Raw genomic sequence first — 24,397 nt, forward strand, 5'->3', positions numbered from 1 at the left:
TCTCTTATGCCTCCTTCTTCGCAGCCTCGGCAGCCTTGGCGGCCTCGGCGGCGGCTTTTCTCTTGGCGGCAGCGTCCTTGACCTTCTGCTTGCCGGTCTTGAAGGTCTGCGTCAGGTGCAGACGGCCCGGGCAGATGTAGGCGCAGGCGCCGCATTCCATGCAGTCCATGATGTTGGCGGCCTCCAGCTCCTCGATCATGCCCTTCTGCTCATACATATACATATAGAGGGGCTCGAGATGCACGGGGCAGGCCTCCACGCAGCGGCCGCAGCGGATGCAGGTGGGGTTCTCAACGGTCTTGTCCTCGTCGGCGGCGAAGGCGAGCATCGCGCCGGTGCCCTTGGCGACGGGAATATCGCAGGTGTACTGCGCCATACCCATCATCGGGCCGCCCGCGATGATCTTGAAGGTCTCGTCCTTCAGACCGCCGCAGTAATCAAACAGGCAGGAAACGGGGGTGCCGATGGGGCACTCGACGTTCTTCGGCTCGATCACGCCGGAGCCGGACACGGTGACGACCTTGCTCACAACGGGCATACCGGTCGTGATGGCGCGGAAGATGGCGATGGTCGTGTTGATGTTGAACACGGCGCAGCCGATGGCGCTGGGCAGGCCGCCGGGGGGCACCTGCTTGCCGGTGATGGCCTGGCAGAGCTGCTTTTCACCGCCCTGCGGGTAACGGCAGTGCAGAGGCACGACGATGACGGGCGCCTTGGTCTCCGCAATGACCCTGTTGAGCGCGTCGATGCCGTTCTTCTTGTTGTCCTCCACGCCGATGATGGCTTTATCCACGCCGAACATCTTGACGAGATAGCTCGCGCCGCCGATGATCTCCTCGGTGCGCTCGAGCATCGCGCGATGGTCGCCGGTGATGTAGGGCTCGCACTCCGCGCCGTTGATGATCACGGTCGTGACCTGGCCGATGCCGCCGGAGATCTTGACGTGGGTCGGGAACGTCGCGCCGCCCATACCGACGATACCGGCGTTCTTGACGATCTCGATCATCTCCTCCGTGGTCAGAGCGTTCGGGTCGGCCGGAGCCTTGACCTCTTCGCTGACGGTGTTCTGATAATCGTTCTCGATCACGACGGAGGTCATGTTGCCGCCCATGGAATACGGGCGCGGCTCGATCGCGACCACCTTGCCGGAAACGCTGGCATGGATGGGAGCGCCGAGACCCTTGAACTCGCCGATCTTCTGACCGACCTTCACATAGTCACCGACAGACACGATGGGGGTACACGGTGCACCGAAGTGCATCGACATGGGAATGACCACCTGAGCGGGCGGGGGAGAGAGCTGCTCGATGGCCTTCTCATTCGTTGCGGCCTTCATGTCGTTGGGATGAACGCCGCCAAAGAAAGCTTGTGCCATTGTCTTCACCTCATCTTTTACTGCTTGGAGCAATGCGCACACTACTCCATAATCGTTGAGATTATACATCAACTGCAAAGCGTTGTCCAGTCATAACTTTTTGCCAAAACGCATATTTTCCGGCAGTTTATCGAAATTTGTTGAATTTTTACGCTTCCTGTATGCGAAGCGGCTTCCGATTTTGCCTCTTCCGCCGAACCATGCTATGTCCCCGCGCCGCCGGCTATGCCCGCTTGACGCGCCGGAGAGCGGGTGCTATACTTTTTCTACAAAGGATAAGGAGGACCGTATCATGCCCATCCGTCAGCTCGACCGCGCTGCGATCAGGCGCGAGGCCAGAGAACTGATCCGCACGGCGAGGGTCTCGCCCATCAAATTCACGCTGCTGTTTCTTGCCGTTTCGCTTGCCCTGAGCCTGCTCGACACGGCGCTCACGAGCCTGACCGGCCGCATCGTCGGCGTGGCCTTTGTGTCCGTTTCCTTCGTCAGCATCCTCGTCGGCCTCATTACGCAGGTGCTCGACGCGGGCTATAAGTGCTACTGTCTCGGCGTCCACCGCCGCGAGGAGATGCCCTACGAGAGCCTGTTCGACGGCTTCACCTTTGCCGGCAAGGTCATCGCCCTGTACATCGTCGAGGGATTTTTCGTCGCCCTGTGGTCGATGCTTTTCGTGATCCCCGGAATCATTGCGGTCTACCGCTACTCCTTCGCCATCTGGAACCTCTGCCAGGATCCGGAGCTTGGCGTGATGGAGGCGCTTAACCGCAGCAAGCGGCAGACGATCGGCTACAAGGGCCAGCTGTTCGGTCTGCATCTGAGCTTCATCGGCTGGTACCTCATCGTTTTTGTGATCGTCGGCGTTTACGAGGGCGTTATCCTCGCGCTCATGCCGGACAGCTTCCTCGGCATCATGCTCGGCTCGCTGATCCTCACGGTGCTCACCGGAGTCGTGGACATTTACCTCACGCCCTACTTCGCCCTCTCGGAATGCGGGTTCTACCTGCGCGCCACCGCGCCGGAGGAGCCGCCGCGGCAGGATCGCAGCAGCTACACGCCGGAGTTCTAAAAAATCATTTACAAGCTGTATAAAACCTGCTATACTCTACGAGCTGTAATTGCAATCTGTAGAAATGAGGAAGAAAAACGCGCATGAACGCTGATTTTTCGCGCACCCTGGCCCTGCTGCGGCAGGAGAAAGAGATCTCCCAGCGCAAGGCGGCTGCCGACCTCGGCATCTCGCAGGCGCTTTTGAGCCACTATGAAAACGGCGTCCGCGAGCCGGGCCTCGCCTTTGTGAAGAAGGCGTGCGACTACTATCATGTCTCCGCGGACTATCTGCTCGGCCGCACGCTCGACCGCGACGGCGGCATGATCGACTCCGACGAGCTGTACGACTCGAGCGACGAGAAGGGCACCCTGCGCGGCAGCATCGCCGCTACGCTGCAAAAGAAGCTGCTGGTGAACACCGTCAACCTGCTCTTCGAGCTGCTCGGCAAGACGAATTGCCGTGAGGCCGTCACCGCGGCGGGACAGTATCTCGGCGCGGCAATCTATCCGCTCTACCGTGCGCTGCACCGCGCCGCGGGCGGGAAGGACGCCTTCTTCGCGCTCGACGCGGCGGCCTTCTCCGCCGGCGCAAGCGACGCCGCGATGCTGCAAAGCCGCGCGCTCTACCGCCTTGCGCTCGAGCGGCACGCCGCTGGGGACGGCGCGTTTCCCGCGATGGACGCCGAGACGCTGACCGGCAGCTACCCCGGCCTCGCGCAGAGCATGACGCAGGTGCTGCACGCCGCCGACGAGCAGGCTAATAAATGGATCGCGCAGATGCCATCTTCCCATTAACACCATGCAGGAGCAACCGCTATGAACGAAAAAAACATCCGCAACTTCAGCATCATCGCGCATATCGACCATGGCAAGTCCACGCTGGCGGACCGCCTGCTGGAAAAGTGCAACGCCGTCTCCGCGCGTGAGATGGAGGATCAGATCCTCGACAATATGGACCTCGAGCGCGAGCGCGGCATCACCATCAAGGCCCGCGCCGTCACCTTTGACTACACCGCGCAGGACGGGCAGGTCTACACGCTCAACCTCATCGACACCCCGGGTCATGTGGACTTCAACTACGAGGTCTCGCGCTCTCTCGCCGCCTGCGAGGGCGCGCTGCTCATCGTGGACGCCTCACAGGGCATCGAGGCCCAGACGCTCGCGAACACCTATCTTGCGATGGAGCACGATTTGGAGATCCGCCCCGTCATCAACAAGATCGACCTGCCTGCCGCCGATCCCAAGCGTGTGAAGGAGGAGATCGAGAATATCCTTGCCATCCCCGCCGAGGACGCGCCGGAGATCTCCGCCAAGCTCGGCATCAACATCGACGCGGTGCTTGAGGACATCGTCCACAACCTCCCCGCACCCAAGGGCGACCCGAACGCCCCGCTCAAGGCGCTGATCTTCGACAGCTATTACGACGCCTACCGCGGCGTGATCGTCTATATGCGCCTCAAGGACGGCACCATCAGGCCCGGCATGGAGATCAAAATGATGGCGACCGGCGCGACCTTCAAGGTGCTCGAATGCGGTCTGATGCGCCCGCTGGGGCTTGAGCCGGCGAAGCAGCTCGAGGCCGGTCAGGTCGGCTACTTCACCGCCAGCATCAAGGACGTCCACGAAACGCAGATCGGCGACACCGTGACCGGCGCGGAGAACCCCGCGAGCGAGCCGCTGCCCGGCTACCGCAAGGTGCGCTCGATGGTCTACTGCGGCATCTACACCGAGGACGGCAGCAAGTACCCCGACCTGCGCGACGCGCTGGAAAAGCTCCAGCTCAACGACGCCAGCCTGACCTTCGAGCCGGAAAGCTCCGTCGCCCTCGGCTTCGGCTTCCGCTGCGGCTTCCTCGGAATGCTGCACATGGAGGTCATTCAGGAGCGGCTTGAGCGCGAATTTGACCTCGACCTCGTCACCACGCTGCCGAGCGTTATTTACGAGGTCTACAAGACCGACGGCACGATGGTGCGCGTGGACAATCCGCACAACTACCCCGACCCGAGCGTCATCGAGCACGCGGAGGAGCCCTACGTCAAGGTCACCATCGTCACGCCGCCCGACTACGTCGGCAACATTATGCCGATGTGTCAGGAGCGCCGCGGCGAGTTCAAGGATATGCAGTATCTTGATACCTACCTCGTCGAGCTGCACTACGAAATGCCGCTCAACGAGATCATCTACGATTTCTTCGATGCGCTCAAGGCCAACACCAAGGGCTACGCCTCGCTTGACTACGAGCTTTCCGGCTACCGCCGCAGCGAGCTGGTGAAGGTCGATATGCTGCTCAACGGCGACCAGGTGGACGCGCTGAGCTTCATCGCACATAAGGATAAGGCGTATCCCCGTGCGCGCCGCCTGTGCGAAAAGCTCAAGGATAACATTCCCCGCCAGCTTTTCGAGGTGCCGGTGCAGGCCGCCATCGGCGGACGCGTCATCGCGCGCGAGACGGTCAAGGCCATGCGCAAGGACGTGCTCGCCAAGTGCTACGGCGGCGACATCACGCGCAAAAAGAAGCTGCTCGAGAAGCAGAAGGAGGGCAAAAAGAAGATGCGGAACCTCGGCACGGTGCAGGTGCCGACGGAGGCGTTCCTTGCCGTCCTCAAGCTGGACGAGTGATTTTTGCCCTCCTGCGAGCGCAAGCGAGCCGCCGCGGCAGCGGCGTGCGTTGAATGACGGCGGCGGAGCCGCCGAAAGGGCGCAGCCCTTTCGAGCAAAAAGAAGATGCGCAGCCTTGGCACGGTGCAGGTGCCGACGGAGGCGTTCCTTGCCGTCCTCAAGCTGGACGAGTGATTTTTCGGATTGGAGGCTTTTTCATGCTTTTGGATCATTATGTCAGCGCCATGCCCTGCTGGAAGGGCCGCGTAGACAGCGACAGCGATTACGACGCCTTCCGATGGCACCAGTGGGTGCAGCCGCTCGATCTCAACGACGGCGGCGCGCCGTTCGACGGGGCGCTCGGCTTTGCCTTTGTCGGCTTTTGCAGCGACAAGGGCGTGGCGCGCAACAAGGGCCGCACCGGCACGGCGCTCGCGCCGGACTTCGTGCGCGGTCAGATGTCGAACCTCCCCTGCACCTTTTCGCAGGAGGTCAAGCTCTTCGACGCGGGCGATATCGTCTGCGACGAGATCTCTCTTGAGGAGGGCCAGCGTGAGCTGGGCCTCGCGGTCGAGGAGATATTGCGCCGCAAGCTCTTCCCCATCGTGCTCGGCGGCGGTCACGAGACGACCTTCGGCCACTTTCAGGGCCAGCACAATTACCTCAAGGACAAGGGCCGCACGCCGGAGCTCGGCATCGTGAACTTCGACGCGCACTTTGACCTGCGCCCCTACGACATGGGCAATTCCTCCGGCACGATGTTCCGCCAGATGGCGGACGTGTGCAGGGCCGAGGGCACGCCGTACCACTACTTCCCCATCGGCATCCAGCAGCACAGCAACACCGTGAGCCTGTTCAAAAAGGCGCGGGAGCTGGGCGTGGACTATGTGCTCGCCAAGGAGATCCAGGGCAGCAACATGGAGTCCATTTTGGAGCGCATGGACACCTTCCTCTACCGCTGCCGCGACGCCTACATCACCGTTTGCACGGACGTGTTCTCCTCGGCCTTCGCGCCCGGCGTCAGCGCGCCGCAGTCGCTGGGACTCGATCCCGAGGTCGTGCTGCCGCTGCTCAAGCACGTTCTGCGCACGCGCAAGGTCCGTGGCTTCGACATCTGCGAGATATCCCCTCGTTTCGATCAGGACAACACCACCGCCAACCTCGGCGCGGTCATCATCTTTGCGGTCATCAACACGCTCTGCCGCATGAACGGTCTGGAATACGCCGCCGAATAAGCGGCGGATGCGATGAAATAAGAGACGAAAGCACGCGCTTTCGTCTCTTTTCTTATGCCGTTATCCGAAGAACAGCGGACCCTCGCCGCCATCGATGTAGCGGTCGCTGCGCGAGCCGACACGCACGAGCTTCAGCGACACGGCGAACAGCGCAAGGACAAAGACAAGGAACATCCATTCGCAGTTAGGGTCCTCCATCGTGGCGATGAAATCATAGGCGCCGTGCAGCAGCGCGGGCATCAGAACCGCCATCGTGCGGCAGCGCTTGGCCTTCACGAAGTCGCCGTCGTTGTCATAGCGCTTGGCGCGGCCGTAGTAGACGCCCATGAACACGCCGAAGCAGGCGTGGCCGGGGACTGCGGTCACGGCGCGCACGAGCGCGGTGCTCAGGCCGTACATGGCGACGTAGCCGAGATTCTCCCACAGGGCGAAGCCGAGCGAGACAAACACGGCGTACACCACGCCGTCGAACTGGCAGTTGAAGGCGTCCGAGCGCCATGTCCGGCGGCGGAGCAGGATATACTTCGCGCCCTCCTCGGAAAAGGCGACGATGACAAAGTACATGATGACGTTGTAGGGCAGGGAGTTTTCCGCATAGACGCTCCCAAGCAGGGCTGAGCCAAGCTCCTCGAGCACCATCGCGATGACCGTGGCGAACACGCCGCGCAGGATCAGCGAGAGCAGAAGCCCTGACGGCTCCGGCTCCAGACGGTCGGCGTGATAGACCCTGATGAGCAGAAAGACCGCCGGCACGACCGCTGCGGCGATCAGAATGGGATTCATGTAAAGAAGAAACATACGGCACCTCTTGAGCATTGATCTGCAAGCATGATACGCTGTTTTTCGCCGTTTGGCAACGCCCGCGCGAAAAATTTTCAGCGCGGCTTGCCGCGCCGCGGCAAAGCGGATATAATGGGAGCAAGATTTTCCCGACCAAAGGAGGCCGACTATGCCGCAGCTTTTGTTTGTGGATGCCTGTGTGCGGGGCGCGGAGTCCCGCTCCCGTATGCTCGCCGAACGCTTTTTATCGTCCTACGCTGCTGCGAATCCGGACGCAGCGATCCTTCACCGCAATCTCATGCGCGACCGTCTCGAGCCGCAGTACCCCGAGGTGCTGGCCCGCCGCGACGCGCTCGCCGCAGCGGGGAAGCTCGACGATCCGCTGTTCGCCGACGCATGGCAGTTTGCCCGCGCGGACCGCATCGTGCTCGCTGCGCCGTTCTGGGAATTATCCTTCCCCGCCATTCTGAAAATTTACCTTGAGCGCGTTTCCATGCGCGACATCACCTTCGGCTACGAGGAAAGCGGGCTTGTCGGCCGCTGCCGCGCGGAAAAGCTGCTGCTCGTCACCACGCGCGGCGGGGATTACTCCCTGCCGGAAACGGAATGGATGGAGATGGGCGCGCGCCAGCTCAAGGCGCTGTGCGCCATGTTCGGCATCCCGAAATTTGAGCTGCTCTGTGCCGAGGGGCTGGACGACGAGCGCGTGGACGCGCAAGCGCGGATGGACGAGGCCCTTGCCCGCGCCGATGCGCTGGGAAAGACCTTTTGACGCGAAAGAGGAGAAGGCTGCGGCCTTCTCCTCTCCCCTATTACAGCTCCAGCGAAAGCTGCTCGCGCTCAAGCCCGCTCGGGTCGATGCCGAACTCGCTCGGCAGAAAGCGCGGGCAGACGTTTTCCGATGTGCAGATGACCGACGCGGCCAGCCGCGTGCCGATCTCGCAGGCCTCCGCCATTGTCTTGCCGTAGGTCAGGCCGATGGTCACGCCCGCGAAGAAGGCGTCGCCCGCGCCGGTGGTGTCCTTCACGTCCACCTTCTTGGCGGGGCACCAGCCCTCCTCACCGTCGTTCGTGGCATACACCGCGCCCTGCGCGCCCATCGTCACCACCATGCGCGGGATCTGCGCGCTGCGGATGCGCGCGGCGAGGAGCTTCTGCATCTCCTCCGGCGTCTTGTCGTCGTAATCCTCGGAGAAAAGGATGCCAGCCTCCTGCTGGTTGCAGACGAAGCAGTGCGTTGAGCGGAAGAAGTCGCGCCGCTCCACCGCGATGCTCATGTTCGACACCACCGCGTACACCGGCTTGTGATATTTCTCGGCAAGGGCAAAGACCTTCTTCACGATCTCCTTATCCATGTCGATCTCAAAGGCGATGCTGTCGGCGCGGGAAACGATCTCGTCGCCCTGCTCCTCTAAAATGCTCAGGATCGGACGGAGGTCGGGCCGCTTGGAGATGGCCGCCACCACGTCGCCGCCGTTGTCGAAGATGGCGAGCCAGGTGCCCATGCCGTCCTTCGTTACGCGGATGTAGTCCGTGTTGACCTTATGCGCCTTGAGCTTGCGCACCACATCCGCGCCCGCGCCGGTGTCGTCCACCAGACCGATGAAGGTCGGCTGCAGCTCGACGTTGGCAATGTCCTCCACAATGTTGCGGCTCACGCCGCCGTGCATCTGCTCCACCCGACCGGCGTTGCGCCCGCCGGGAATGTAAACGTCCGAGGGATAGCCCTTGATGTCCACAAAGACCGCGCCCAAAACGACAATACCCATTTCTCTTCTCTCCGTTTCGTTGGTTTCTGTTTCCATGATAACATACTTTCCGCGGACTGCAAGCCCCTATCCTTTTTCCACGCGTGCGGCGCGGCGATACTCCGTCGGCAGCGCGCCGTAGGCTTTGCGGAATTCGGCGGAGAATTTGCTCGCGCTCTCGTAGCCGATGGCAGCGGCGATCTCCGCCATGCTCGCGTCCGTTTCGCGCAGCAGCTCTGCCGCGCGCTCCATGCGGTGCTCGCGGATGTGCGCGGCGATGGACTGCCCGTAAACGGTCTTGAAGACCTCCTTCATCGTGGAGGGGTTCATCAGGAAGCGGCGCGAGAGCTCGTCGATGGTGATGCGGCTGGAGAGGTCTGCGGTCAGCGCCTCGTGGACGCGGCGGATGGTCTCAAGCTGCTCGGCGCTGCACCCGTGCGCGCCCTCGAGCGCGTGCGCGTCGAGCGGCGGCAGGTGCGGGGCGGAGGCGACGTCCTCGCCCTCCTCGGGGCAGGCGATCTCCACGGTGCGCTCGATCATGCGGTGCAGCAGCTGCGCCTGTTCGCTCTCCGCAGCCTTGTAGTAGACCTCCTTGCCGTCGCGGCGGCTGACGATCAGTCCGCTCTCACGCAGCTGGCGCAGGTGATGCGAGAGCGCGGGCGGGCTCATGCCCATCATGGCCGCGAGGTTGACCACGCACTCCTCGCAGTGGCACAAAAGCCAGAAGAGCCGCACGCGGTTTGCGTCGGAGAGCTGGCGAAAGACCAGCGCGACGGTTTGAAAATACTCGGTCCTGCGGAGGTACTCCTCCAATTCATGCAGATGCGAGGCGTCCTCGTGCTGATGGGGAAGCTCAAACGGTTGCATATTTCCGCTCCTTTTCCGGTAGTCCCTGTGTGCCGAATCTCCCGTTTGGCAGGACTTTTCGCCCGTTCGGCAGAGAACGCGGCGAAGTCCTTGACTTTTTCGGGTATCTTCAGTATAGTACAGCCATAAGAATTAAACAAGTGCTTAATTGTTTAAGCGACAAAAAAGAAAGGGGCATTTTAGGATGAAAAAGACCTATCCGATCGAAGTGGACTGCGCCAACTGCGCGAACCTGATGGAGGATGCCGCGAAGAAGACCGAGGGCGTCGCGGATGCGGTGGTCAACTTCATGACGCAGAAGATGACGGTGGAATTTGCCGACGGTCAGGACCCCAAGACCGTGATGAAGGCCGTTTTGAAGAACTGCAAAAAGGTCGAGGACGACTGCGAGATCTACCTGTAAATCACACCGCCCCGGGGACAGACCTCGGGGCGGACTTCTACGGAGGGCTTTCCCATGACGAAGAAACAGAAAAAGATGCTCTATCGCATCCTGGCCGCGGCGGTGCTGTTCCTCGCGGCGAAATTGATTCCCCTGCCGGCGCCCGTCTCCGCCGCGCTCTATTTCGCGGCCTACCTGACGGTCGGCTGCGACATCCTGCGCAAGGCGTGGAAGGGCATCTGCAACCGGCAGGTGTTCGACGAAAATTTCCTCATGGCGGTTGCGACCGTCGGTGCCATCGCGCTGGCACTCTATGAAAGGAGCGGCGACTATTCCGAGGCGGTCGCCGTTATGCTCTTTTATCAGATCGGCGAGCTGTTCCAGAGCTACGCGGTCGGAAAGTCCCGCCGCAGCATCACCGCGCTCATGGACATCCGCCCCGACTACGCGAACATCGAGCGCGACGGTAAGCTCGAGCAGGTCGACCCCGACGACGTCGCCGTCGGCACGGTCATCACCGTCCAGCCGGGCGAAAAGGTGCCCATCGACGGCGTGGTCGAGGACGGCGTCTCCACGCTCAACACCGCCGCGCTGACCGGCGAGAGCCTGCCGCGCGATGTGAGCGCGGGCGACGAGATCATCAGCGGCTGCATCAACATGACGGGCGTTCTGAAAGTCCACACAACGAAGGCGTTCGGCGAATCCACGGTTTCCAAAATTCTGGAGCTGATGGAAAATTCCAGCAGCCACAAGTCCCGCTCCGAGAGCTTCATTTCCCGCTTTGCTAAGGTCTACACTCCCGCCGTGTGCTACAGCGCGCTCGCGCTCGCCATTCTGCCGCCGCTGGCGCTGACCGTCTCCGGCGCGGACGCGGACTGGGGCACCTGGGTCTACCGTGCGCTGACCTTCCTCGTCATCTCCTGCCCCTGCGCGCTCGTCATCAGTATCCCGCTCAGCTTCTTCGCCGGCCTCGGCGGCGCGGGCAAGGAGGGCGTGCTCATCAAGGGATCCAACTACCTCGAGGCCCTCTCCCAGACGAAGACCGTCGTGTTCGACAAGACCGGCACGCTCACGCAGGGTGTGTTTGAGGTCAGCGCCGTGCATCACAGCCCGATGGCGCAGGAAAAGCTGCTCGAATACGCGGCGCTTGCCGAGTGCGCGTCCTCGCACCCCATCAGCAAGAGCTTGCAGAAGGCTGCCGGCGGTGCGTTGGACCGCTCCCGCGTCACGGACATTCAGGAGCACAGCGGCCGCGGCGTGACCGCGGTGGTGGACGGCGTGACCGTCGCCGCCGGAAACGGTAAGCTCATGGAGGAGCTGGGCGTCGCGTGGCACGAGTGCCACAGCGTCGGCACCATCGTCCATATCGCGGTGAACGGCGAGTATGCGGGCCACATCGTCATCTCCGATGTGGAAAAGCCCCATTCCCGCGACGCCATCGCCGCGCTCAAGGCGGCGGGCGTCACCAAGACCGTCATGCTCACCGGCGACATTCAGAAGGTCGCGGACTATGTGGCGCGTGACCTCGGGGTGGATGAGGTCCGCGCGGAGCTGCTGCCCGCCGATAAGGTCGCGCGGGTCGAGGAACTGCTCAAGGCCGAGCCGGAGGGCGCGAAGCTCGCCTTCGTCGGCGACGGCATCAACGACGCGCCCGTGCTCTCCCGCGCGGACATCGGCATCGCCATGGGCGCGATGGGCAGCGACGCGGCTATCGAGGCCGCCGACGTGGTGCTGATGGACGACGATCCGATGAAGATCGCCAAGGCCATCAAGATCTCCCGCAAGTGCATCCGCATCGTGCATGAGAACATCGTCTTTTCCCTCGGCGTGAAGCTGCTGTGCCTGCTGCTCGTCGCCCTCGGCTTCGCCAATATGTGGATGGGCATTTTCGCCGACGTCGGCGTGATGGTCCTTGCGGTGCTCAACGCCATCCGCGCCCTGCGCGTGCACGATCTGTGAAAAACAGTCCCCAAATAAAAATCAAACGCTCCGACCTTCGTCGGAGCGTTTGATTTTTACACTTCATTTCGCCCGCGCGTGACGCATGGCGCGGAACAGCAGCGCGGCGACAAAGCCGGTCAGCGCGCCGGTGAACACCGACACGAGCAGCAGAAACGGCAGGTAAGCGAGCGGCGCGGCCGAGCCGAGCGTGAGCATCGCGGCGGCGACCTGTCCGCAGTTGTGCGCCGCCGCGCCGCCGACGGACACGCCGTAGACCGAAAGCCGCGGCAGAGCGTGCAGCGCGATCATCACCAGCATGGCGGCAAGTCCCCCGAGCAGAGAGAAAAGGAGCGACGAGGCATTGCCCGCAAAGAGCGAGCCGAGCAGACAGCGCACCACGAGGATGGCGAGCGCGCTCGACGCGCCGAGGGCATAGAGCGCGTAGACCGTCACGATGTTCGCGAGCCCGAGCTTTACGCCGGGCAGCGGCAGCAGCGGAGGGAAAAAGGCTTCCAGATAGGAGAGCGCGAGCGCCAGCGCGGCAAGCACGGCGCAGGTCGTGATAGCTTTCGTTGAGAACCTCATGCCGCCCCTCCTAACCCGTCACGAGGTCGTAGCCGTCGGCGGCGCCGACCAGCTCCACCACGATGCGCGCGGGCAGGCACACGATGCTCTGCCCCGCGCGGGAGATCGCGCCGGAGTGGACGCAGTCCTGCCCCGGGCAGTCGCTCTGCGTGACCGACACCGCGCCGCCCGCCGCCGTGACCGTCAGCGTGTAGCCGTTGTTCGCATAGGTATGCGTGCCGAACTGCGCGAGCGGGAGCCGGTCGAGCTCCTGTCCGTCGGCGGAGACCACGACCGTCAGCGCACCGCTCTGCGGCGCGCGGGCGGCGAGAAACGGCCTGACCGCCAGCGCCGCGGCGAGCGCCAGCACGACGAGCACCACGAGCGCGTCATAGCGGTTGGGGCGCAGCTCAGGCGATGATGGCTTCGTAGACATAGGTTCCCTCCTCGCTCGGCTCAAAGCGTTCCGCCAGTCCCGCAGTATAGCGCACATGGCCGTCATCGGTCACAAGGATCAGCTCGATGCGCAGATTTTTCTCTGCCGCGAGCGTATCACGCAGTGCAAGGCTTCCCGCCTCGCCGAGCACGAAGCAGGCGGTGGAGAGCGCGTCGGCCCACGCGCCGTCGCCGCACACGACCGTCACGCTTACCAGCCCGCTCTCGGCAGGCTTCCCGGTCTTGGGGTCGATGATGTGGTGGTAGCGCACGCCGTTTTCCTCAAAGCCGCGCTCATAGATGCCGGAGGTCACCACGAAGGTGTCCGCCGCCGTCAGCACGCCGAGAAATTCCGACGGGTCGGCAGGGTCCTTGACCGCGACGCGCCAGTCGCTGCCGTCCGGCTTCGCGCCGAGCAGCCCGACGTCGCCGCCGAGGTCGATGACCGCGCTCGTTACGTTGAGCTCCGCGAGGACGGTGCGTACCGCATCGCCCGCATAGCCCTTGGCGATGCCGCCGAGGTCGAGCTGCGCACCGTCCGAGAGGGCGATCGTATTGCCGTCCACCGACAGCTTTTCCAAACCGACGTGCGCGAGCAGCGCGGACAGCTCCTCGTCCGACGGCACGCGCGGCGCATCGCCGGTGAAGTCCCATGCGTCCATCACGGGCGCGACGGTAGGATCGAACGCCCCGCCCGAAAGCTCGCCGATGGTCCGCGCGATGTCCGTGAGTTGGGCAAGCTCCGCGTCCTCGACCGTGCCGTCGCGGTTGAGCGCGCTCACCGCGCTTGCCTTGTCGTGGCGGTCGAGCTTCGCGTCGAGCGTGCGCAGCGTTTCCTCCGCCGCGTCGAGTGCGGCGGAGGCGTTTTCGCCGTAGGCGGTCAGATTCATCACCGTGTCCATCGTGTAGACCGTGCGCGTTTCGCCCGCTTCCTGCTGCGTTCTCCCGCCGCAGGCGGTAAGGGACAGCGCGAGCGCCACAGTCAGAACGGCTGTCAACATACGTTTTGTCATAGCTTCCTCCGAAATAATGAAGCGTTCGTTAGTGTGCCCGCAGCACGCGTCCCCGTGTCTCGCCGGTAAACTGCCCGTCCATGATCTCCGGTACGCCCGCGATGAACACGGCGTCCATGCCTGCGGCGAGCTGCCGCGGGGCGGTATAGGTGCCGTTCTCCCGGATATTTTCCGGCGAGAACAGGCACAGGTCGGCGTCCGCGCCGACGGCGATGCGTCCCTTGCGGGAAAGACCGAGCCGGTCGGCAGACTGCATCGTGAGCTTGTGCACGGCCTGCGGCAGCGTGAGGATGCCGCGCTCGCGGACATAGTGCGCGAGAAAGCGCGCCGCGCTGCCGTACACGCGCGGGTGGCACAGCCCCTCGACGGGATAGGTCGCGTCGGAAATGGGCACGGAGAACGGCGCGCGCAGGATGGCCTCGATGTCCTCCTCCGCGGCGATGAAGTCGATCATGCCAGCCTCGCAGCGCTCGGCGGCGAGCAGGTCGAAGAGTGCGTCATAGGGGTCCTTGCCGAGCGTGTCCGCGATCTCCGCGAGAGATTTGCCCTCGAACGGCTTATACTCCTCCGTGTGCAGCGAGATCGGAACGACGTTCTCAAAGCCGACGAGGTGCGTGATGTTTTCAAAGTCGCTGCCCGTCTCCATGCGTCCGCGCATGGCGGCGCGGGAGCCCGGATCGCGCAGCGCGGCGGTCAGCGCATCCAGCCCGCCCTTTTGAAATTCCGGCGGCAGAACGTGAATGAGCTGGGTCGAGCCGGCGGAATAGGGATACACGTCGCAGGCGACGTCCAGCCCCTCCGCGCGGGCGTTTTCAAGAAGCCGGAGCATCTCCGGCACGGCGCGGCCCCAATTCCTCCGCCCGATGCCCTTGAGGTGCGAGATCTCCACGGGGCAGCGCAGCTCCCGGGCGACGGTCAGCATCTCGCGCAGCGCGTCCACCACGCCGTCGCCCTCCTGCCGCATATGAACGGTGACGGGCAGCCTCCCACCGCGCAGCGGCTCAAGCGCGCGGATCAGCCCCTCGGTCGAGTAAAAGCACTCGGGCGCGTAGCCGAGACCGAGGGATACGCCGACCGCGCCGTCGGCGAGTGAGCGCTCCACAAGGCGGTGCAGCTCCCTGTACTGCCCGTCCGTCAGCGGGGCGTCGTCAAAGCCCGCGACGAGGGCGCGAAGCGTCCCCATGCCCGCGAGCATGGCGTTGTTCACGATTTGCGGCGTCCGCTCTGCTGCGGCGAAATAGTCCGCAAGGGACGCGAAGCACAGCTCGTCCCCGAACGCGCCGGTGATGGGCGCGAGATATGAGCGCACGGCGGGAGCGTGCGCCCCCGCGAGCGGCGCGAGCGACATTCCGCAGTTGCCGCCGACGAGCGTGGTCAGACCCTGCGCCAGCTCGGCACGTCCAAAATTGGGGCGGAACAGCGCCGCGTCGGTGTGGCGGTGAATATCCAGAAAGCCGGGCGTCAGCGTGCGGCCCCGCGCGTCAAGAACGTGCGCGGCATCGGCGTCGGTCAGACGACCGACCGCGGCAATGGTTCCGTCCTTGATGCCGACGTCGGCGGGAAAAGCGTCCGCGCCGGTGCCGTCGAGCACCTGCGCACCGCGAATGAGCCAGTCCAGCATGGTCTTACGCCTCCGGCTCCATGACGCCGCGCTCCGTGACGTAGAGCGTGCAGCGGCGGTCATGCTCCTCGGTGGGAACGGCCTCGCTCATCAGCCGCTCGCGGCAGATGAGGCAGGTCGGACAGCTCAGCTGCGGCAGCAGACGGTCATAGTAGCCGCCGCCCTGTCCGAGCCGGCGGCCCCTGCGGTCGAACGACAGGCAGGGCACCACGGCAAAGTCGATGTCGGCGGGCGTGACGAGCGCGCAGTCCGCCTTCGGCTCTAAAATGCCGTACATCCCCGGCACGAGCTCGTCCATCGACGTGACCACGCACAGGTCGAGCGCGTGGCCCTCGGCGCAGCGGGGCAGGACGAGCGTCTTGCCCGCGGCAAGAGTCTCCTTCAGCAGCAGCGCGGTGTCGATCTCATGGACGGTGCCGGCAAAGGCGAACACGGTCCCCGCGGCCCGGTATTCCTCCAGCGCGAGGACGCAGCGGCAGATGGCCTCCGAGCTTTCGGCCTTGTAGGCGGGGTCAAGCGTGCGCTCGGTCTGGCGGATATAGGTGCGCAGGGCTTTCTTTTCTTCGATGACGGACATGGGATATCCCTCCGGTCAGATAAAATTTCATCCCCCTTATGGTAGCAGAAAGCGGCGGAAATAGCAAGGCGGCGAAGAAAGGAAATCCTTCCGGCGCAAACGGTTTGCAAAAGAAATTGACAGCGAAAATTTTGTTTGTTATCCTAACGTTGAGATCACGGCGCACCGCGCCGGCATGAGGAGGAAACCATCATGGCGATGTTACTCAAGGGGGCCGACGCCGCCAGGGCGTTGACCGAACAGCTGCATGAGCAGGCGGAGGAGCTGAAGAAAAACGGCACAGAGCCCTGCCTTGCCATTCTGCGCGTGGGTGCGCGCGAGGACGATCTGTCCTATGAGCGCGGCGCGCTCAAGCGCTGCGAGAAGGTCGGCATCACGGTCCGTCAGGTCGTGCTGCCCGAGGACGCGGGCCAGCAGGAGCTGATGGACAACATCCGTTCGCTCAACGAGGACGAGCGCGTTCACGGCGTTCTGATGTTCCGCCCGCTGCCCAAGCACCTCGACGACGAGGCCGCCCGCCGCGCCCTCGACCCGAAGAAGGATATGGACGGCATCACCGATGGCTCGCTCGCCGCGGTCTACGCCGGCACCGACGGCGGCTATCCGCCCTGCACCGCCGCGGCCTGCGTGGCGCTGCTCAAGCATTATAACGTGCCCATCAAGGGCAAGCGCGTGGTCGTGATCGGCCGCAGCCTCGTCATCGGCAAGCCGGTCTCCCTGCTGCTGCTCGCCGAGCACGCGACTGTGACCATCTGCCACAGCCGCAGCGAAAATCTGCCCGCCATCTGCCGCGAGGCGGACATTCTCGTGGTCGCTGCCGGTAAGGCCGGCATGGTCGGCGCGGAGAGCGTCCGCGCGGGCCAGATCGTGCTGGACGTGGGCATCCACGTCGGCGCGGACGGCAATCTCTGCGGCGACACCCGCTTCGCCGAGGTGGAGCCGATCGTGGAGGCCATCACGCCCGTGCCCGGCGGTGTCGGCGCGGTGACGACGGCCATCCTCGCGAGCCACGTTATCGAGGCGGCGAGGAGAAGCTGAGCAAAACCGAAGGATCGTCCAAAAACGGCGGCGCAGAAAGCGCCGCCGTTTTTCATTGCACTCGATCGGTGATATACTGCCTCCATTCCAAAAGGAGGGCGAACGAATATGCGAAAATCCATCAAACGAAATCTTGCCTACGACGATCAAAAGGACCTTTACTACGTCACGATGCACTACGGGATGCGGCCCGACGGCTCGCGCGACCGCTGCGTGCGCACCTTCCGCTGCCTCGACGACGCCGAGAGCACCCTGACGGAGTTTCTGCGCCTGCGCGCGCTCAAGCGCACGCGCCACGGCGGCGAGGTCATTCTCGCCGACTGGCTGGAGGTCTGGCTGCGGGATTTTATCTGCCCGAACCGCGAAAAGACCACCGTCCACGGCTACGAGAACATCATCCGACTCCACCTTGTGCCCGCGCTGGGCGAGGTGAAGCTGCCGGAGCTGCAGCCGGCGCAGCTGCAGCGGTACTACGCGGAGCTGCTGGAAAAGGGACTCTCCCACAACACCGTGCGCAAGCACCATGTGCTGCTGCACACGGCGCTGGAGGCCGCCGTCCGGCAGGGGCTGCTGCGGGAAAACGTGACGCGCTATGTTACGCCGCCGGCCAAGGTGCTGCCGAGCCACCGCTACTACGATCCCGCGCAGCTGCGCGAGCTGTTTTGCCGCTGCGCGGGCACGGAGATCGAGCCCGCCGTCAAGCTGGCGGGCTATCTGGGGCTGCGGCGCAGCGAGATCTGCGGACTCAAATGGCGCTGTGTGGATCTGGACGCGAAGATCGTCACCGTCCGCGAGGTGCGAACCTCCGTGGGCGGAACGTTCATTGAGAAAAAGCCTAAGTCCTATTCCTCCGTGCGGCGGCTGTGCTACGATGGGGTGAGCGATCTGGAGGAGCTGCTCACGCGGCTGCACGACGAATGGGAGCGCGGGCAGCGTGAGCGGGGCACAGGCTTCAATCCCGAGGGCTACGTGGCCGTCACGGAGCAGGGAAAGCCGTGGGACCCGAACGGCCTCGGACGGCGCGTCGCGGTCTTCGTTGAGGAGAACGCCCTGCCGTCCATCTCGCTCCACGGCCTGCGCCACAGCTTTGCGAGCGTCGCCAACAGCCGCAGCGTGCCGATGTTCACCATCTCCAAGGCGCTCGGCCACAGCTCGACGAGCATCACGAGCGAGGTCTACACGCACCTTTTCGACGAGACGGTGCAGGACGTGGTAAACGTGGTGGCAAAGGCCATCGGGACGCGCGCTTAGAGAAGCGTCTCGATATCAAAGAGCGAGGCGAGCACCGCCCAGTTCTGGGGAAAGGGACGTGTAAGATTCCAGTACCCCACGCCCTGCAAATGGTATTCGTCCGCGAGGCGGAGCTTGGCCTCGATGCTGCGCGCATCCTCGAACCAGACGGCGTGCTCGCGCCCGCCGCGGTCGGTGTAGTGGTAATAGGGGGCCTGCGCGGCCGCGTCGTATTGAATGGCAATGTCGTGGCGCAGAGCGCGCTCGACCGCCTGCACCGGCGAGAGAGATTCCGCCCGCGTCTCGCCGGATACGAAGGGCAGAGGCCAGTCGTAGCCGTAGAGCGGGATGCCCATGAAGATCTTTTCCGGCGCGACGACGGTCAGGGCATAGTCCAGCACGGCGCGCACCTGAGTGAGCGGCGCGACCGCCATCGGCGGTCCGTAGGTATAGCCCCACTCATAGGTCATCAGAAACACCGCGTTGGCTGCCGCGCCGAGGAGCGCGTAGTCGTGTGCCTCGTAGAGCAGTCCACGCTGCGCGGCGCTCGTTTTCGGCGCGAGCGCGACGACGACCGGACAGCCGAGCGGATTGAGCGCTTCGCGCAACCGCGTGATGAAGGCGGCGTAGGCCTCGCGCTGCTCGGGCAGCACATATTCAAAATCCACGTCCAGTCCGAAGTAATGCCGGGCCTGTACGGTCTCGAGGATGCTCTGCACCAGAGCGTCCTGCGCGTCCGCGTCCTCCAAGATGAGCGTGGAGCGGGCGTTGTCGAAGCGGCCCTCCTCCGTGAGCGTGGAGAGGTGCATGAGCGCGGCCGTGCGGTACTGTCCGGCGGCGGCGAGCAGCCATTCGTCCGCGAGCGGCAGCAGCGTGCCGTCGGCGTTGATGCCGTAGGTAAAGGGCGTGAGGTAGGTGAGATAGGGCAGCGCGGCGTCGAGCAGACCACCACGGATAAAGGGGTAGCTGTAGGCGTTGACGGCGAGTGTGCGCGTGGGCGTGTCGTCGTAGGCGATGACGAGCGTCTGCCCGGGGTAGAGGGCGCTGCGCCCGCCGAGGGCGGGATTATTCTGATAGAGCGTCCGCGCGCTCAGACCGTAGCGCAGGGCGATGGAATAGACGCTCTCGCCGCTCGCGACCGTGTGCAGCTCGCGCGGACGGCGGACGACGAGCGTCTGCCCGACGGCGAGCGGAGCGTCCGGCGCGATGCCGTTGACGCCGGCGAGAATGCCCGCCGGCACACCGTACCGCGCGGCGACCGACGAAACGGTCTCGCCCGCGCGCACCACATGAATATCCATAAAAGATCACCTCGCACCAGCCTATGCGCGGCGCGGGTGCGCTATCCGCGGATTTTTCCTTGCAATGCGCCCGCGGTGCGGTATAATAGGAGAAGCAAAAAGGAAGGAGCCGTTTTTATGCCTACGCCGAGAGTTGCCGCCATCCACGATATGTCCGGCTTCGGCCGCTGCTCGCTGACCGTCGCCATCCCTGTGCTCAGCGCGATGGGCGTGCAGTGCTGCCCGCTGCCGACCGCCTATCTCTCCACGCACACCGGCGGCTTCACGGGCTATACCTTTCTGGATATGACCGACGAGCTGCCCAAGACCGCCGCGCACTGGGCGGAGCTCGGCATCCACTTCGATGCCGTTTACACCGGCTTCATGGGCAGCGAGGCGCAGATGGACCTTGCGGCGGACTTTGTACGCACCTTCCGCCGCGACCGCTCAACGATCTTTATCTGCGATCCCGTGATGGGCGACCACGGCAAGATCTACAAGACCTATACGCCCGCGATGTGCGCGGGCATGACGCGGCTGGCGGAGCTGGCGGACGTGATCGTGCCGAACCTGACCGAGGCGGCGGTGCTGCTCGGCGAGGACCATTCCTTCGGCGCCCTGACGCATGACGAGGCAGGCTATCGCTCGGTCGTTGAGCGCCTGAGCCGGAACGGAACGCGCAGCGTGGTGCTCACCGGCGTGATGCTCCGCAAGGGAGAGATCGGCGCGTGCGTCTTTGACCGCACGAGCGGCGGGACGGAGTTTCTTTTCGACACGTTCATCGGCAAGGAGTTTCACGGCACCGGCGACGTGTTCGCGAGCGTGCTCACCGGCGCGCTCGTCAAGGGCAAAACGCTGCACGAGGCGGTGCGGCTCGCGGAGGCCTTTGTGCGCGAGTGCGCCATTCAGACCATGCCGCAGAACATACCGGCCCGCGAGGGCGTGGACTTCGAGCCGATCCTCTGGAAGCTGCACGAGGGCTTATAAAAGAGAAAACGGAAAGGATGTTTCCCGGGAAACATCCTTTCCGCTTTTTTGCGGGTGCGGTCAGCGCGCCTCGAGCGCGGTGACTGCGTCGGCGAGCCAGTCGCCCTTGAATTCCTCGATGCGGCCCTCGTCCGTGAGGGCGGCGAGCTGCGGGTCAATGGGCATCTGCGCGAGCAGCGGGAGACCGTGCTTCTTCGCGGCCTCGGCGCTCCTACCCTCGCCGAAGAGGTAAATTTTTCTGCCGCAGTCGGGGCAGGTGAGATAGCTCATGTTCTCCACAAGGCCCACGATGGGGACCGCCATCTTCTCCGCCATCTTCACGGCCTTCTCCACCACCATGCCGACAAGCTCCTGCGGGGAGGCGACGACCACGATGCCGGAGAGCGGGATGGACTGAAAGACGCTCAGCGTCACGTCGCCGGTGCCCGGCGGCATATCGACGAGGAGGTAGTCGACGTCCCAGAGAACGTCGGTCCAGAACTGGGTGACCACGCCGCCGATGACGGGGCCGCGCCAGATGACGGGATCGGTCTCGTCGTCGAGCAGAAGGTTGATGGACATGACCTCGATGCCGGTCGAGCTGACGCAGGGCAGGAGGGCATTTTCCGTGCCGACAGCCTTCTCGTGCATCCCGAACGCCTTCGGGATGGAGGGGCCGGTGATGTCGGCGTCCAAAATGCCGACGCGATAGCCCTTGCGGCGCAGGCTGACGGCGAGCTGGCTCGTGACCATCGACTTGCCGACGCCGCCCTTGCCGGACACGACGCCGAACACCTTGCCGATGTGCGCATCGGCGTGGGGCTTTTTCAAAAAGGACTGGGGACTGGTGCGCTCACCGCAGCTTTCGCCGCAGGTCGAGCAGTTGTGGGTGCATTCACTCATGGCGCTGCACGCTCCTTTGCTGTTGGTTTGGGCTTAGTGTATACCGAATGGCGCGGGAAGTCAACCGCGCGGGTGCTCACTTCTTGTCGCGGCGGGGGCTGTAAACGCTCCTGAGCTGCTCAAGCTCAGTCTCGTTCTCGCTCAAACGGGCGCGGATGCCGGCGAGCAGATCCTCACGCGCCGCCTTGAGCTGAGGATGCGAGTGGAGCAGGCGGCGCTCGAAGATGTCGGCGCCGTCGCGCAGGGCACGGGCACGCTCGCGCGCCTCCTCGCGGCGCTCGGCTCGACGCTCGGCACTCTCCTCGCGCTTTTCGGCGATGTGATCCCGGATCTCGCTCTGAAGCTCGCGCAGCTTGCCCATCTGGGCGCTGAGCTGAATGGCGCTGCGGACGGAAAGCACGGTATCGGTGAGATAAATGCCGGAGATGAACGAGGCAAGCGGTACGATCACCGCGCTGCCGAGGCCGAGGATGTGCGCCCACAGCCACGGGTGAACGACATGGCACAGCAGCACGCAGGCGAGACCGAAGCAGGTGGAGTTGAGCAGGCACACGCGGCCGTTGATCTGAAATTTATAGTGGGAGTAGTCCCACCAGCGCATGTGGAAGAGCTTTTCCATCACCCAGCTGGTGAAGTATTCCAGCGCGCTTGTGAGCAGCGCACCGAACAGGAAGGTCAAAAACGGGTTGCGGAAGCCGCCGCGCAGGGCGTAGAGCACGAGCAGCGCACCGTGACCGTAGATGGGGCAGAGAAAGCCGTTGAGGAAGCCGCGCTTTTCGCACAGGCGCCCCTTGGGCACGGAGCAGTAGATCATTTCGCCGCACCAGCCGAGCGTGCTGTAGGCGATGAAGAGCAGGAAAAGGGCGCAGAAGTCCTCAAAGGACAGCGGCAGCGGCAGGGGGGTCAAGGTGGCCATGGGCAATATCTCCTATATAATAATATGCGTCGGTGGGATGGGAAATTATTCGGTGTCGGCGCCGTCGTCGAGCAGCCGCGCGGATTCCTCGGCGGGAAGCACGGAGACGGAGCGGAGCTTGCTGTTGATCTTGCGCGTGCGCACGCCGACGAGCTTATCCAGCTCCGCGCCGGTCTGCTCGATGCGCTTCTGCGCGGCGGCGAGCACGTCCTCGAAGGTGGCGAACTCGGTCTTGACCGCGCCGAGGACGCTCCACACCTCGCTCGAGCGCTTCTGAATGGCGAGCGTGCGGAAGCCCATCTGCAGGCTGTTGAGCAGGGCGGCAAAGGTCGTGGGGCCGGCAATGTTGACCTTGTACTGCCGCTGGAGCACCTCGACCAATCCGAGCCGGACGACCTCGGCGTACAGCCCCTCGAAGGGCAGGAACATGATGCCGAAGTCGGTGGTGTTCGGCGGGTCGATGTATTTATCGCGGATGTCCTTCGCGCAGCCCTTGATGCGCGTTGTGAGCATGGCCTGCGCGGCGGCGATGGCGGCGGGATCGCCGGTGTCGTAGGCGTCCACGAGCTGCGCGTAGACGTCGCCGGGGAACTTGGAGTCCACGGGCAGGTAGACGAAGCTGCCATCCTCGCCGGGCATCTTGATGGCATACTCCACGCGGGTGGTCGAGCCCTTTTTGGTGATGACGTTTTCCTCGAACTGATCGCGCGTGAGAATGTCGTCGATGAGCGCGCCGAGCTGGTACTCGCCGACGATGCCGCGCGTCTTAACATTGGAGAGCACCTTTTTCAGATCGCCCACGCCGTTGGCCAGCGTTTTCATCTCGCCGAGGCCGGTGTAGACCTCCTGCAGCCGTTCGTTGACGAGCCGGAAGGATTGGCTGATGCGCTCGTCGAGCGTCTTTTGCAGCTTCTCGTCCACGGTCACGCGCATTTTTTCAAGCTGCTCGCTGTTGTCCTTTTGCAGCGTCTCCAGCCGGCTCTGCACGGCGGCGGTGAAGGCGGTGAACTGCGCCTCGATGCCCTGCATCCGCTTATCCTGCATGGCGAACTGCTTTTCCTGCGCCTCGGCGAGGATGCGGTTCGTTTCAGCGATGGTGGATTTGAGCTGGAGCTGGTTCTTCTCAAGGCTCTCGATCAGCTCGCGCAGGCGTACGTCCTGCCGCTCGGCGGTCTGTGTCTGCGCCAGCGCAAGCGAGTCGGCAAAGGTCTTCATGGTCGTCTGCACGGTGCCGGTCAGCTCGCCGCGCGACGCGCGCAGCTCGCCGGTGACCTCGGTCTTGAGCGCGGGGAGGTTAGCGTTCCAGCTCTCGCGCAGGAGACGCTCATAGTCGGGCTGGCGCTTTATCAGCCGCAAGAGCAGGATAAGCGACAGGAGCGCGAGCACGAATGCCGCGGCGGAAAGGGCAAGGGTCCATTCATTCATAAGTAAAATCCTCATAATGGCAATATGGTATAAGAACTGTAAAACCGTATAAAATAGTATAGCATCTTTTTCCCGGTTTGTCTCCAAAATATTTTTGAGAAAAGCCAAAAAAATGTAAAAAAGGTGTTGACAATTCTCGGGCAACGTGGTAATCTATCACTTGTTCCGCGGTTGGAGCGTGTACCTTGTAAATTAAACAACGAAGAACAAAGAAGCACCAGATATGAGGTGTCTGAAAAGACATCGAGCTTGCTCTGAAGTGGTTTAGTCAATTACACGGAGGGGCAAGGATAAAAAGTTTTGCAAGCTATGACAAATAGCTCGATAAAGGTTTGAGCAGCGAGAGCTGTTTAGATACCATTTTATTGAGAGTTTGATCCTGGCTCAGGACGAACGCTGGCGGCGTGCTTAACACATGCAAGTCGAACGAGAATCTGTGGATCGAGGATTCGTCCA

At 63.5% G+C, this 24,397-nt stretch carries 23 protein-coding genes and 1 rRNA gene; 11 read left to right on the top strand and 13 right to left on the bottom strand.

What is annotated here, in order from left to right:
* Nucleotides 1-4 precede the first annotated feature (4 nt).
* Nucleotides 5-1,375 carry an electron transport complex subunit RsxC gene (rsxC, locus tag KQI17_RS04310; RefSeq protein WP_216494964.1) on the bottom strand — a complete coding sequence of 457 codons (1,371 nt, stop codon included), beginning with the start codon at nt 1,373-1,375 and terminating at the stop codon, nt 5-7.
* A 292-nt stretch (nt 1,376-1,667) separates the two neighbouring features.
* Here rsxC and KQI17_RS04315 point away from each other — a divergent pair, with 292 nt between their 5' ends.
* The 4 genes from KQI17_RS04315 (at nt 1,668) to hutG (ending at nt 6,255) form a co-directional block, all read left to right on the top strand.
* A complete protein-coding gene (locus KQI17_RS04315) occupies nt 1,668-2,441 on the top strand; it encodes a DUF975 family protein (protein WP_216494965.1) in 774 nt (257 codons plus the stop codon).
* Nucleotides 2,442-2,524: 83 nt separating this feature from the next.
* Nucleotides 2,525-3,217: a helix-turn-helix domain-containing protein gene (locus KQI17_RS04320; RefSeq protein ID WP_216494966.1), complete on the top strand. Its 693-nt coding sequence runs from the start codon at nt 2,525-2,527 to the stop codon at nt 3,215-3,217.
* A 21-nt stretch (nt 3,218-3,238) separates the two neighbouring features.
* A complete protein-coding gene (gene lepA / locus KQI17_RS04325) occupies nt 3,239-5,041 on the top strand; it encodes a translation elongation factor 4 (RefSeq protein WP_216494967.1) in 1,803 nt (600 codons plus the stop codon).
* A 197-nt stretch (nt 5,042-5,238) separates the two neighbouring features.
* Nucleotides 5,239-6,255: a formimidoylglutamase gene (hutG, locus tag KQI17_RS04330; protein WP_216494968.1), complete on the top strand. Its 1,017-nt coding sequence runs from the start codon at nt 5,239-5,241 to the stop codon at nt 6,253-6,255.
* Between the two features lie 60 nt (nt 6,256-6,315).
* On the opposite strand, the gene KQI17_RS04335 is transcribed toward hutG, so the two are convergent.
* Nucleotides 6,316-7,053: a PrsW family intramembrane metalloprotease gene (locus tag KQI17_RS04335; RefSeq protein ID WP_216494969.1), complete on the bottom strand. Its 738-nt coding sequence runs from the start codon at nt 7,051-7,053 to the stop codon at nt 6,316-6,318.
* Nucleotides 7,054-7,204: 151 nt separating this feature from the next.
* Between KQI17_RS04335 and KQI17_RS04340 the strand changes: the two genes are divergently transcribed.
* A complete protein-coding gene (locus tag KQI17_RS04340; RefSeq protein ID WP_216494970.1) occupies nt 7,205-7,807 on the top strand; it encodes an NAD(P)H-dependent oxidoreductase in 603 nt (200 codons plus the stop codon).
* Between the two features lie 40 nt (nt 7,808-7,847).
* Here the strand turns inward: KQI17_RS04340 and KQI17_RS04345 are convergent, their stop codons facing one another.
* Both KQI17_RS04345 and KQI17_RS13850 read right to left on the bottom strand, forming a co-directional pair.
* Nucleotides 7,848-8,840 carry a carbohydrate kinase family protein gene (locus KQI17_RS04345; protein ID WP_371821947.1) on the bottom strand — a complete coding sequence of 331 codons (993 nt, stop codon included), beginning with the start codon at nt 8,838-8,840 and terminating at the stop codon, nt 7,848-7,850.
* A gap of 30 nt (nt 8,841-8,870) precedes the next feature.
* A complete protein-coding gene (locus KQI17_RS13850; RefSeq protein ID WP_216494971.1) occupies nt 8,871-9,650 on the bottom strand; it encodes a metalloregulator ArsR/SmtB family transcription factor in 780 nt (259 codons plus the stop codon).
* A gap of 184 nt (nt 9,651-9,834) precedes the next feature.
* Between KQI17_RS13850 and KQI17_RS04355 the strand changes: the two genes are divergently transcribed.
* Nucleotides 9,835-10,053 carry a cation transporter gene (locus KQI17_RS04355; protein ID WP_022018703.1) on the top strand — a complete coding sequence of 73 codons (219 nt, stop codon included), beginning with the start codon at nt 9,835-9,837 and terminating at the stop codon, nt 10,051-10,053.
* Between the two features lie 54 nt (nt 10,054-10,107).
* Nucleotides 10,108-11,991, top strand: coding sequence for a heavy metal translocating P-type ATPase (locus KQI17_RS04360; protein WP_216494972.1), 1,884 nt, complete (start codon nt 10,108-10,110; stop codon nt 11,989-11,991).
* A 63-nt stretch (nt 11,992-12,054) separates the two neighbouring features.
* Here the strand turns inward: KQI17_RS04360 and KQI17_RS04365 are convergent, their stop codons facing one another.
* From KQI17_RS04365 to KQI17_RS04385, 5 genes are read right to left on the bottom strand one after another with little or no spacing between them, the layout of a single operon-like run.
* Nucleotides 12,055-12,558 (bottom strand): Gx transporter family protein, encoded by a 504-nt coding sequence (locus tag KQI17_RS04365; RefSeq protein ID WP_216494973.1) that lies wholly within the window; start codon nt 12,556-12,558, stop codon nt 12,055-12,057.
* A 10-nt stretch (nt 12,559-12,568) separates the two neighbouring features.
* Nucleotides 12,569-12,973, bottom strand: coding sequence for a NusG domain II-containing protein (locus tag KQI17_RS04370; RefSeq protein WP_216494974.1), 405 nt, complete (start codon nt 12,971-12,973; stop codon nt 12,569-12,571).
* The gene (locus KQI17_RS04375) at nt 12,948-13,985 is read right to left on the bottom strand and encodes an FAD:protein FMN transferase (RefSeq protein WP_216494975.1); all 1,038 of its coding nucleotides are present in this window, start codon (nt 13,983-13,985) and stop codon (nt 12,948-12,950) included. Before KQI17_RS04375 ends, KQI17_RS04370 begins: the two co-directional genes overlap by 26 nt.
* Before the next feature lie 28 nt (nt 13,986-14,013).
* The gene (locus tag KQI17_RS04380) at nt 14,014-15,606 is read right to left on the bottom strand and encodes an amidohydrolase family protein (protein WP_216494976.1); all 1,593 of its coding nucleotides are present in this window, start codon (nt 15,604-15,606) and stop codon (nt 14,014-14,016) included.
* A gap of 4 nt (nt 15,607-15,610) precedes the next feature.
* Nucleotides 15,611-16,183, bottom strand: a complete 573-nt coding sequence (locus tag KQI17_RS04385) for a 5-formyltetrahydrofolate cyclo-ligase (protein WP_216494977.1) — start codon at nt 16,181-16,183, stop codon at nt 15,611-15,613.
* 192 nt (nt 16,184-16,375) lie between these two features.
* Here KQI17_RS04385 and KQI17_RS04390 point away from each other — a divergent pair, with 192 nt between their 5' ends.
* Nucleotides 16,376-17,221: a bifunctional 5,10-methylenetetrahydrofolate dehydrogenase/5,10-methenyltetrahydrofolate cyclohydrolase gene (locus KQI17_RS04390; RefSeq protein ID WP_216494978.1), complete on the top strand. Its 846-nt coding sequence runs from the start codon at nt 16,376-16,378 to the stop codon at nt 17,219-17,221.
* A gap of 108 nt (nt 17,222-17,329) precedes the next feature.
* Complete coding sequence (locus KQI17_RS04395; RefSeq protein WP_216494979.1) at nt 17,330-18,472, top strand: tyrosine-type recombinase/integrase; 1,143 nt, start codon at nt 17,330-17,332, stop codon at nt 18,470-18,472.
* Here the strand turns inward: KQI17_RS04395 and KQI17_RS04400 are convergent.
* Nucleotides 18,469-19,752 carry a glycosyl hydrolase family 18 protein gene (locus tag KQI17_RS04400; RefSeq protein ID WP_216494980.1) on the bottom strand — a complete coding sequence of 428 codons (1,284 nt, stop codon included), beginning with the start codon at nt 19,750-19,752 and terminating at the stop codon, nt 18,469-18,471. The genes KQI17_RS04395 and KQI17_RS04400 overlap by 4 nt on opposite strands.
* A 117-nt stretch (nt 19,753-19,869) precedes the next feature.
* On the opposite strand from KQI17_RS04400, the gene KQI17_RS04405 reads away from it, so the two are divergent.
* Nucleotides 19,870-20,718 carry a pyridoxamine kinase gene (locus tag KQI17_RS04405; RefSeq protein ID WP_216494981.1) on the top strand — a complete coding sequence of 283 codons (849 nt, stop codon included), beginning with the start codon at nt 19,870-19,872 and terminating at the stop codon, nt 20,716-20,718.
* 60 nt (nt 20,719-20,778) lie between these two features.
* Here the strand turns inward: KQI17_RS04405 and KQI17_RS04410 are convergent, their stop codons facing one another.
* The 3 genes from KQI17_RS04410 to rmuC form a co-directional block, all read right to left on the bottom strand.
* A complete protein-coding gene (locus KQI17_RS04410) occupies nt 20,779-21,600 on the bottom strand; it encodes an Mrp/NBP35 family ATP-binding protein (RefSeq protein WP_216494982.1) in 822 nt (273 codons plus the stop codon).
* Nucleotides 21,601-21,676: 76 nt separating this feature from the next.
* Nucleotides 21,677-22,516, bottom strand: a complete 840-nt coding sequence (locus tag KQI17_RS04415; protein ID WP_216494983.1) for a putative ABC transporter permease — start codon at nt 22,514-22,516, stop codon at nt 21,677-21,679.
* Between the two features lie 45 nt (nt 22,517-22,561).
* Nucleotides 22,562-23,941 carry a DNA recombination protein RmuC gene (gene rmuC, locus KQI17_RS04420; RefSeq protein ID WP_216494984.1) on the bottom strand — a complete coding sequence of 460 codons (1,380 nt, stop codon included), beginning with the start codon at nt 23,939-23,941 and terminating at the stop codon, nt 22,562-22,564.
* A 361-nt stretch (nt 23,942-24,302) separates the two neighbouring features.
* On the opposite strand from rmuC, the gene KQI17_RS04425 reads away from it, so the two are divergent.
* A 16S ribosomal RNA gene (locus tag KQI17_RS04425) occupies nt 24,303-24,397 on the top strand; the annotation flags it as partial.

It is taken from the genome of Oscillibacter sp. MSJ-31, assembly GCF_018918025.1.
GTDB lineage: Bacteria > Bacillota > Clostridia > Oscillospirales > Oscillospiraceae > Hominicoprocola.